Source organism: Streptomyces sp. ICN903, from assembly GCF_022015835.1.
In the GTDB taxonomy this organism is placed as follows: domain Bacteria; phylum Actinomycetota; class Actinomycetes; order Streptomycetales; family Streptomycetaceae; genus Streptomyces; species Streptomyces fenghuangensis.
Genome location: NZ_JAKMAY010000164.1, coordinates 1 through 7,090 on the forward strand (window position 1 = coordinate 1; position 7,090 = coordinate 7,090).

At 71.9% G+C, this 7,090-nt stretch carries 8 protein-coding genes; 7 read left to right on the plus strand and 1 reads right to left on the minus strand.

The window, feature by feature from the left end:
* The 6 genes from L7D48_RS17430 to L7D48_RS17455 all read left to right on the plus strand — a co-directional run.
* Window positions 1–434, plus strand: a 434-nt coding sequence (locus tag L7D48_RS17430; protein WP_237880375.1) for a UbiX family flavin prenyltransferase, incomplete at its 5' end; no start/stop codon positions are given.
* Window positions 435–538: 104 nt separating this feature from the next.
* Window positions 539–997 carry an Lrp/AsnC family transcriptional regulator gene (locus L7D48_RS17435; protein WP_237880376.1) on the plus strand — a complete coding sequence of 153 codons (459 nt, stop codon included), beginning with the start codon at window positions 539–541 and terminating at the stop codon, window positions 995–997.
* A gap of 157 nt (window positions 998–1,154) precedes the next feature.
* The gene (mqnE, locus tag L7D48_RS17440) at window positions 1,155–2,318 is read left to right on the plus strand and encodes an aminofutalosine synthase MqnE (protein WP_237880377.1); all 1,164 of its coding nucleotides are present in this window, start codon (window positions 1,155–1,157) and stop codon (window positions 2,316–2,318) included.
* A gap of 45 nt (window positions 2,319–2,363) precedes the next feature.
* The gene (locus tag L7D48_RS17445; protein ID WP_237880378.1) at window positions 2,364–2,888 is read left to right on the plus strand and encodes a GNAT family N-acetyltransferase; all 525 of its coding nucleotides are present in this window, start codon (window positions 2,364–2,366) and stop codon (window positions 2,886–2,888) included.
* Window positions 2,889–2,916: 28 nt separating this feature from the next.
* A complete protein-coding gene (locus L7D48_RS17450) occupies window positions 2,917–3,297 on the plus strand; it encodes a DUF4229 domain-containing protein (RefSeq protein WP_308312300.1) in 381 nt (126 codons plus the stop codon).
* Window positions 3,298–3,861: 564 nt separating this feature from the next.
* A complete protein-coding gene (locus tag L7D48_RS17455) occupies window positions 3,862–5,331 on the plus strand; it encodes a dicarboxylate/amino acid:cation symporter (protein ID WP_305853161.1) in 1,470 nt (489 codons plus the stop codon).
* A 280-nt stretch (window positions 5,332–5,611) separates the two neighbouring features.
* On the opposite strand, the gene L7D48_RS17460 is transcribed toward L7D48_RS17455, so the two are convergent.
* On the minus strand, window positions 5,612–5,815 hold the full coding sequence (locus tag L7D48_RS17460) for a cold-shock protein (protein ID WP_031511278.1): 204 nt from the start codon (window positions 5,813–5,815) through the stop codon (window positions 5,612–5,614).
* A gap of 241 nt (window positions 5,816–6,056) precedes the next feature.
* Between L7D48_RS17460 and L7D48_RS17465 the strand changes: the two genes are divergently transcribed.
* Window positions 6,057–6,932, plus strand: a complete 876-nt coding sequence (locus L7D48_RS17465; RefSeq protein ID WP_237880379.1) for a menaquinone biosynthetic enzyme MqnA/MqnD family protein — start codon at window positions 6,057–6,059, stop codon at window positions 6,930–6,932.
* The last annotated feature ends 158 nt before the right edge of the window (window positions 6,933–7,090 follow it).

Sequence of the window (7,090 nt, forward strand, 5' to 3'; positions counted from 1 at the left end):
GGGGGAAGGCGGCGGGCGGCACCGTGCGGTACTGGCCCGCCGGCGACCTGGCCGCCGGACCGTCCTCGGGCTCGTACCCGGCCAAGGGGATGATCGTCGTCCCGGCCTCCACCGCGTCCGTGGCGGGTATCGCCCTGGGACTGTCCAAGGACCTGCTCCAGCGCACGGCGAGCGTCACGCTCAAGGAGCGCCGCCCGCTGGTCGTCGCCGTGCGCGAGACCCCCCTGGGCGGCCAGACCCTCAGGCACCTGGTCACCCTGGACGAGGCGGGGGCCGTGGTGCTGCCGGCCTCGCCCGCCTTCTACGCGGGGGCGGCCCACATCCAGGAACTGGTCGACTTCGTCGCCGGCCGCGCGCTGGACGCAATGGGCGTTCCGCACGATCTCTACCGCCGATGGGAAGGCGAGCTGGGGGGCGCACAGAGGCAGTCGTAGGGCAGCGGGCACGGATGCCTTAGATTCGATTACGGAAAGCTCTTGCGGTATCCGACAGCCGGACAGCCCGGACGAAGGCCGAACGACGGAAGGCACCAGGACGCATGGACGCGGTGGACAGACAGCTCATCCAGGCGCTGCGCGAGAACGGCAGGGCCTCGTACGCGGAGCTGGGCCGGCTCGTCGGCCTCTCCGGCCCCAGCGTGACCGACCGCATCAACCGGCTGGAGGCGGCCGGTGTCATCACCGGCTACCGCGCGACCGTGGACGCCCCCTCCCTGGGCCTGGGCGTCACCGCCCTGATCGGCATCCAGCTCTCGGACTCCGTCGACCACGAGGACGTGGTGGAGCGGCTGCGGGACCAGGCGGAGATCGAGGACTGCTGGTTCATCGCCGGGGACGACTCCTTCATGCTCAAGGTGCGCGCCACCGACGTGGACGGCCTGGAGCGGACGATCCGCAGGCTCTCGGGCACCAAGGGCGTCTCGCGGACCCGCACCACCATCGTGCTCTCCACCAAGTGGGAGAACCGGGTCGGCGTACTTCCCGCCGAGGAGGACTGACCGCGGCCGCCGCGCGCCCGCCGGCCCGGCCGTCCCGCCGGCACCCGGGGCCCCGCCCGGGTGCCGGCGGGGCAGGCGTAGGCTCAATGGGTCGCCCGCAACGGACGGCCCCGCAGGACCCGCAACCCCGCAGACAGGAACAAGGAGGCGGCGACGCATGGACGCTGGGCTCAAGCGCGAGCTGGAGGAGAAGGTCCGCGCCGGTGAGCGGCTGAGCCGTGAGGACGGCATCGCCCTGTACGAGTCCGACGACCTGGCCTGGCTGGGCGGCCTCGCCCACGAGGTGCGCGTCCGCAAGAACGGCGACGTCGTCTACTTCAACGTCAACCGCCACCTGAACATGACCAACGTGTGCACGGCCTCGTGCGCCTACTGCTCCTTCCAGCGCAAGCCGGGGGAGAAGGACGCGTACACCATGCGCATCGAGGAGGCCGTGCGGCTGGCCAAGGCGATGGAGGGCGACAACCTCACCGAGCTCCACATCGTCAACGGCCTCCACCCCACTCTGCCCTGGCGCTACTACCCGCGCTCGCTGCGGGAGCTGAAGAAGGCCCTGCCGGACGTCTCGCTGAAGGCGTTCACCGCCACCGAGATCCACCACTTCGAGACGATCTCGGGCCTGTCGGCCTCCGAGATCCTCGACGAGCTGATCGACGCCGGCCTGGAGTCGCTCACCGGCGGCGGCGCGGAGATCTTCGACTGGGAGGTGCGGCAGCACATCGTCGACCACCGCACCCACTGGGAGGACTGGTCGCGCATCCACCGCCTGGCGCACTCCAAGGGCCTCAAGACGCCCTGCACCATGCTGTACGGGCACATCGAGGAGCCCCGCCACCGTGTCGACCACGTGCTGCGGCTGCGCGAACTGCAGGACGAGACCGGCGGCTTCCAGGTCTTCATCCCGCTGCGCTACCAGCACGACTTCGTGGACATGAAGGACGGCAAGGTCCGCAACCGGCTCCAGGCCCGCACCACCATGGCCACCGGCGCGGAGGCGCTCAAGACGTTCGCGGTCTCGCGGCTGCTGTTCGACAACGTGCCGCACGTGAAGGTGTTCTGGGTGATGCACGGCGTGCAGACCGCCCAGCTCGCCCTCCAGCACGGCGCGGACGACATGGACGGCTCGGTGGTCGAGTACAAGATCACCCACGACGCGGACAACTACGGCACCCCCGACAAGCTCACCCGCGAGGACCTGCTGGAGCTGATCCGCGACGCCGGCTTCCGCCCCATCGAGCGCAACACCCGCTACGAGATCGTCCGCGAGTACGACGGCCCGGACCCGGCGCGGCGCGAGTCGCCGCAGCCGATGCGGCTGTGACCCGGCGGCGGACGTGACGCGGAACACACCGTTGGGGACGGCTCGATGACGCTGCGGTACGTACTCGACCCTCCCGTCGACCGGCGGCTGGCCGACGGGGTCTGCGACCTGTGGGCGCGGGTGACCAACGCGGGCGGAGCCGTCGGCTTCGTACCGCCGGTGACCGCCGAGGACGTGCGGCCCGAGCTGACCCGGCACCTCACGGCGATGGCCGAGGGGCGGGCCCGGCTGCTGGCGGCGTACGACGAGGAGGACCGGGTCGCGGGCACCGCCTTCCTGATGCCGAACACACACCGGCTGATGCGACACTGGGTGTGGCTGTACACCGTGATGCTGAGCCCCGACCGCCAGGGCCGGGGCGAGGGACGGGCCCTGATGGCCGCCGTGGAGGAGGCCGCCCGGGGCATGGACGGCGTCCGCGGCATCCGGCTCACCTGCCGCGGCGGGCTCGGACTGGAGCACTTCTACGGCTCGTGCGGCTACAAGGAGGTCGGGCGCGTACCCGACGCCATCCGCGTCGCGGACGACGACCTCCGGGACGACATCACCATGTGGCTCCGGCTCAGCTGACCCGGCCACGCCGAAAGGACCCACCACCGTGACCAGCACATCGGAGACCGGCAACACGAACAGGGCACCGCACGCCGCTTCCGACGCCGCGTCCGGCACCACGTCCGGTACGGCGTCCGGCACAGTGCCGGGCCGTACGCCGCACGCGACGCTCCGCTACACGGCCATGCGCCTGGGCGTCTTCCTCGCCTGTTTCGCGGTCGTCGCGGTGCTCGCCTACGTCGGCGTACTGCCCGAGGCCATCGGCAGGGCCAACCCGCTGTGGCTGCTGATGCTCGCCATGGTCGTCTCCGCGCCGCTCAGCCTGGTACTGCTGCGCCGGCAGCGCGACGAGATGTCCGTGCAGATCGCCGAGCGCGTGGACCGGGCCAAGCGGAAGCTGGCCGCCAACCAGAGCCAGGAGGACTGAGCTCAGTTCCCTGGGCCCGCGGGACCGAGCCCGGGGCCGGGCCCGCGGGACCGAGCCCGGGGCCGGGCCCGCGGGAGCGCGGCCCGGGCGGGCGCGAGGCGGACCAGGGGGACCGGACCGGTCACCGGACCGCTCCCCGCCCGTCGCGCCGCCCCGCGCCGCGTAACCCTCGTCACACCCCCTCACGACGCCCCGCCGGGAATGCCTTTCCCCGCCGGGGCGTTGTGCGTCGGCGGAAACCGTTCCGCCCAGGCGGCGCCCGGGAAGCCCCCGGGCCCGGTGTTAGCGTGAGGACCATGACGACCGCAGCCCGCACCACCCCCCAGGCCAGGAGCACGATGCTCGTGGCCCGGCTGCACGTCGACCTCTGCCGCTGCCTGTCCGCGGCCTGTCGCATCGGCTGAGTCCCGCGCGACCTCGGCGGCCGGATCCCTCCGGCGCCCTCTTCCCTCCTCCCGAGTTCTCCGGGACCGTCGAGTCCTCGACGCACGCATGGAACGCGCGGAAGCACAGAACGCGCAGAACGCAGAACCCCGGAGAACCAGAGAACTCTGTCCCCGCCACATGTCCCACCGGAGTGTGTCCGTGTCCTCCAACACGCCATCCAGCGCGCCCGGCGAGTCCTCCTCGACCGCCGCGGCCGGCGAGCCCACCGCAGCCGGCGAGACCGCGGCGCCCAAGCGCCGAACAGGTCTCGCCAGAATCCCCTTCTGGGCCCAGATACTCCTCGGCCTGGTCCTGGGAGCCCTGCTGGGCTGGGTCGCCCGCAGCGGCGACGTCGCCTGGCTCAGCACCGCCCTCGACAAGGTCGGCGGCACCTTCGTCCAGCTGCTGAAGCTGGCCGTCGGCCCGCTGGTCTTCTTCGCGATCACCGTCTCGATCACCAACCTGCGGAACGTCTCGGGCGCCGCCCGGCTGGCCGGCCGCACCCTGCTGTGGTTCATGGCCACCTCGCTGATCGCCGTCGGGATCGGCCTGACCATCGGTCTGCTCACCAACCCGGGCGCGGGCACCGGGCTGTCCCCGAAGGACGGCGCCCGGCCCGAACAGGCGGGCTCCTGGCTGGACTTCCTCACCGGGATCATCCCCACCGACGTGATCACGCCGTTCACCGAGCTGAACGTCCTGCAGATCGTCTTCATGGCCGCCGTCGCCGGCGTCGCCGCCCTGCGGATCGGGGAGAAGGCCGCACCGCTGCTCTCCTTCTCCGAGTCGGCCCTCACCCTGCTGCAGAAGGCCCTGTGGTGGGTCATCCGGCTGGCCCCGCTGGGCACCCTCGGCCTGATCGGCCGCGCCATCGACCAGTACGGCTGGGACCTGATCGGCCAGTACGCCACCTTCACCGCCGACGTCTACATCGGCTCCCTGCTGGTGATGTTCGGCGTCTACCCGCTGCTGCTGGCGCTGGCGGCCCGGGTCAGCCCGCTGCAGTTCTTCCGCGGGGCCTGGCCCGCCATCCAGCTGGGCTTCGTCTCCCGCTCCTCGGTCGGCACCATGCCGGTGACCCAGAAGGCCATCGAACGGCTCGGGGTTCCCAGGGAGTACGCCTCCTTCGCCGCGCCGTTCGGGGCCACCACCAAGATGGACGGCTGCGCCGCGGTCTACCCGGCGCTCGCCGCGATCTTCGTCGCGGAGATCTTCGGCATCTCCCTCGGTATCGGCGACTACGTGCTGATCGCCTTCGTCTCGGTCATCGGCTCCGCCGCCACCGCCGGCCTCACCGGCGCCACCGTGATGACCACGCTGACCCTGTCCACCCTCGGCCTGCCGCTGGAGGGCGTGGGTCTGCTGCTGGCGATCGACCCGGTCCTGGACATGATCCGGACGGCCACCAACGTCGCCGGCCAGGCGGCGGTCCCGGTCGTGGTCGCGGCCCGGGAGAGGATCCTCGACCTGGACGCCTTCCGCCGCGCCCGGAGCTTCGACATCGACGACCTCGACGGCACCGAGGGCGCCGAAGGGACCGCCGGCACCGCCCCCGCCGCAGGCGCGGGGGACCGCCGGAGCGGCGAGCCGGCCCCCGCCACCGCCTGACCGGCCCCGCGCGGCGGCCGACCACGACGAACACGGGCCCCGGCGGGCTCCCGGATCCGGGAGCCCGCCGGGGCCCGTCGCGTCCCCTCCCGTGCCACCGCACCGAGCGGCGCCGAAACCACCGGCCCGGTGGTTTCGGCGCCGCTCGGGAAAAGGCAGGAGCCCCCGTCGTGACGGGGGCTCCTTGGGTACTGCTTATCCGGTCGTCTGCCGGCGCCGTACCGCCCTCACGGGCGGCCGTACGCCGTCACGGCCAGGGCGTCTGGCCGAGCCGGGCAACTCAGGCCGCGGTGACGTTCTCCGCCTGCGGGCCCTTCGGGCCCTGCGTCACGTCGAAGGTGACCGCCTGGTTCTCCTCCAGGGAACGGAAACCGCTCGCGTTGATCGCGGAGTAGTGAACGAACACATCGGGACCGCCGCCGTCCTGGGCGATGAAACCAAAGCCCTTTTCGGCGTTGAACCACTTGACGGTTCCGGTAGCCATAAGCCCTCCTTGGGCCTATAAGGGTTGCCCTGCTCCAGAAGCCAGTGAAGAACTCTGAAAACGACGAGAGCCCGCGGTCACATGCTCCGCAGGCTCTGTACTGCAAGGGAAACCAAACTGCAACTTGCTGTGAGCGTAGCACGGTGCCCACCGGAGTGGAAGGGTGATCATGTTCCGGCGCGCCCGTCCGGGTGAGCACCCCCGAGGAGGCGGACCGGACCTGCGGGGATAGCCTCGCGAGGTGGACACCAATGACGCTGACCAGCCCGTCGCCGAGCCCCTGCGGAGGCGGCCCCGCGTCGGGCACATCCAGTTCCTCAACTGCCTGCCCCTCTACTGGGGACTCGCCCGCACCGGCACCCTGCTGGACCTGGAGCTCACCAAGGACACCCCGGAGAAACTGAGCGAACAGCTGGTGAACGGGGATCTCGATATCGGCCCGATCACCCTCGTGGAATTCCTCCGCAACGCCGACCGGCTGGTCGCGCTGCCGGACATCGCGGTGGGCTGCGACGGCCCGGTGATGTCCTGCGTGATCGTCTCCAAGGTGCCGCTGGACGCCCTCGACGGGGAGCGCGTCGCCCTCGGCTCCACGTCCCGCACCTCGGTACGGCTGGCCCAGCTGCTGCTCGCCGAACGCCACGGCCTCGCCCCCGACTACTACACCTGCCCGCCCGACCTCGGCCTGATGATGCAGGAGGCCCAGGCCGCCGTGCTGATCGGCGACGCCGCGCTGCGCGCCTCCCTGCACGACGCGCCCCGGCTCGGCCTCCGGGTCCACGATCTGGGGCTGATGTGGAAGGAGTGGACGGGCCTGCCGTTCGTCTTCGCCGTCTTCGCCGCCCGCCGCGACTACCTGGAGCGCGAGCCGGAGACCGTGCGGGAGGTCCACCGGGCCTTCCTCGACTCCCGCGACCTGTCCCTGGAGGAGGTCGGCAAGGTGGCCGAGCAGGCGGCCCGCTGGGAGGCCTTCGACGCCGAGCTGCTGGAGCGCTACTTCACCACCCTGGACTTCCGGCTGGGCCCCGAACAGCTCGGCGGCATCGCCGAGTTCGCCCGCCGGACCGGGCCCACCACCGGATTCGCGGCCGATGTGCGCGTGGAGCTCCTGAGCTGAGGCCGTACCCCGCCGCCCCGGCCGCCGCACTGTCACGGCCCCGCCCGGCCGGAGCGGACTGACCTGCCGAAAGGCCGCCCGGGCGCTGGCGTACGCTGGATCGGACGCCGTGCCGCCGCGCACCGGCCGGCCCGGCCGCCAGGCCCGACCGCCCCGAC

Coding starts and splice junctions, on each gene's coding strand:
- L7D48_RS17435 (WP_237880376.1), top strand. CDS start 539: ATGGACGCGGTGGACAGACAGCTCATCCAGGCGCTGCGCGAGAACGGC.
- mqnE (WP_237880377.1), top strand. CDS start 1,155: ATGGACGCTGGGCTCAAGCGCGAGCTGGAGGAGAAGGTCCGCGCCGGT.
- L7D48_RS17445 (WP_237880378.1), top strand. CDS start 2,364: ATGACGCTGCGGTACGTACTCGACCCTCCCGTCGACCGGCGGCTGGCC.
- L7D48_RS17455 (WP_305853161.1), top strand. CDS start 3,862: ATGTCCCACCGGAGTGTGTCCGTGTCCTCCAACACGCCATCCAGCGCG.
- L7D48_RS17460 (WP_031511278.1), bottom strand. CDS start 5,815: ATGGCTACCGGAACCGTCAAGTGGTTCAACGCCGAAAAGGGCTTTGGT.